The following is a 2,598-nucleotide window of genomic DNA, read 5'->3' on the forward strand; positions in this document are numbered from 1 at the left end:
TGCAAAACCTGCAGAGGGAAAGCAAGACGCCTTACGGCAATCAGAGGAAAATCACGTCGGTAGCAGGCTGGAGTTTATCTGCCACGTTTCCTAGTGCTCAACGCCTTACGGCAATCAGAGGAAAATCACAAACAGTTCTTCCTCAAATACACCCCAGGCCAAAATCTCGTGCTCAACGCCTTACGGCAATCAGAGGAAAATCACGCAGAGCAAAATCGCTGAAAGAACGAGAACCGCAAACGAGTGCTCAACGCCTTACGGCAATCAGAGGAAAATCACATTTCGAGTGGAGAAGGCAGGTTAAGCGCTACGTGTGCTCAACGCCTTACGGCAATCAGAGGAAAATCACTTGATCATGACTTGAACCCCCTTCCTTGCTTGAACCGTGCTCAACGCCTTACGGCAATCAGAGGAAAATCACAGCGAATTCCTTCGCTACCTGGAACAGCTAGTGGCTGAGTGCTCAACGCCTTACGGCAATCAGAGGAAAATCACCTGCTCCACAGTTAGGTTAGATGGCGGACTTCCAATGTGCTCAACGCCTTACGGCAATCAGAGGAAAATCACTGTATTTGTTCATAGCTATTGCCAATTTATACAATTGTGCTCAACGCCTTACGGCAATCAGAGGAAAATCACGGGATTCCTTGAGCAAGGAATCCCCCTACATCAGGGTGTGCTCAACGCCTTACGGCAATCAGAGGAAAATCACCGCCTAATCCCCACTCGCGCCCGCTATTGGAACGGAGTGCTCAACGCCTTACGGCAATCAGAGGAAAATCACGTACCACCACTTGTCGAGCCTGAGAGGCCAGTACCGTGCTCAACGCCTTACGGCAATCAGAGGAAAATCACAAAGCCAGTCAAAACGCTGGCGATACTGGTGTGGAGGTGCTCAACGCCTTACGGCAATCAGAGGAAAATCACACACTCCTTGGCCCTTAAGCTGCTCTTCCCAGTCAGTGCTCAACGCCTTACGGCAATCAGAGGAAAATCACGCCAAAACTTACGGGCTTGTTCATGTGCAGTTTTCGTGCTCAACGCCTTACGGCAATCAGAGGAAAATCACTTCCTAAATTCTTGTCGATGTGACTCGACTAGCTCAGTGCTCAACGCCTTACGGCAATCAGAGGAAAATCACCGGTAGAGATCGAGTACGCTGTGTCAGCCCTTATCGATAGTGCTCAACGCCTTACGGCAATCAGAGGAAAATCACTAGTAGCGTGGCCATAACAGTAACCCAAAACTCTAGTGCTCAACGCCTTACGGCAATCAGAGGAAAATCACTCGAAAGTGATCGGCGATGGAGACACCAAGCGAGAGAGTGCTCAACGCCTTACGGCAATCAGAGGAAAATCACGATTATTCCGATTCTAGAGGATTTGTTCCAAGAGGTGCTCAACGCCTTACGGCAATCAGAGGAAAATCACCAAAAACTTGGTCGCGCAAGGAGAAGAACGGTTCCAGTGCTCAACGCCTTACGGCAATCAGAGGAAAATCACGGGCCTTACTGGCTCCCGGTGACACGGCTCGAAGCGTGCTCAACGCCTTACGGCAATCAGAGGAAAATCACCCACTTGGCATTGTCTAAGTCAAACCAGAGATTCAAGTGCTCAACGCCTTACGGCAATCAGAGGAAAATCACAACTTTAACCAGTCAGGTAGATGATATTCATATTATGTGCTCAACGCCTTACGGCAATCAGAGGAAAATCACTTATTACCTTGCTAACCAAGGTTACGATACTAGACTGTGCTCAACGCCTTACGGCAATCAGAGGAAAATCACCTCACTTCAAAGCTTTTGAACATCCCACTTCAAGCTGTGCTCAACGCCTTACGGCAATCAGAGGAAAATCACCAATAATAACCTATGACGTGGGCAGCATCCAAATTGTGCTCAACGCCTTACGGCAATCAGAGGAAAATCACTCCAGTTGGGGCACCACGTACCTCAGAGCCTGTTGAATGTGCTCAACGCCTTACGGCAATCAGAGGAAAATCACCCTGGAGAAGGCGAGGGGGCTGAGGAACGTGAAATGTGCTCAACGCCTTACGGCAATCAGAGGAAAATCACAGGCTATGGTAATCTTGGACTGTTCGTCTTTGGTTTTGGTGCTCAACGCCTTACGGCAATCAGAGGAAAATCACTTCAAGGACGCCGCCGCCCCCACAGCCGGCTCTACGTGCTCAACGCCTTACGGCAATCAGAGGAAAATCACGTGGCATAGCTGTCTCCAGACTCTACCCCAATAAGTGCTCAACGCCTTACGGCAATCAGAGGAAAATCACGAAGAGGATTCGGTACGTTACCAGCTGCCCGTTGCACTGGTGCTCAACGCCTTACGGCAATCAGAGGAAAATCACTGGATACTCCAGTACGCCCACGCGCGCCACCGAAGGTGCTCAACGCCTTACGGCAATCAGAGGAAAATCACCATTGATCCGCTTCAATCCTGCATTACCAAAGCAGTGCTCAACGCCTTACGGCAATCAGAGGAAAATCACGGTTGACGTTTTTCTTCTGTGTTATAATCATGCTTGACAGTGCTCAACGCCTTACGGCAATCAGAGGAAAATCACGTCTTCTATCGCTGT

The 2,598-nt window shown here is 49.5% G+C and carries 1 CRISPR repeat array.

The window, feature by feature from the left end:
- Window positions 1–19 precede the first annotated feature (19 nt).
- A CRISPR array of direct repeats spans window positions 20–2,583; the repeat unit is 36 nt; unit sequence GTGCTCAACGCCTTACGGCAATCAGAGGAAAATCAC.
- The last annotated feature ends 15 nt before the right edge of the window (window positions 2,584–2,598 follow it).

Origin of the sequence: Synechococcus sp. R55.7 (assembly GCF_047461955.1) — a bacterium.
In the GTDB taxonomy this organism is placed as follows: Bacteria; Cyanobacteriota; Cyanobacteriia; order Thermostichales; family Thermostichaceae; genus Thermostichus.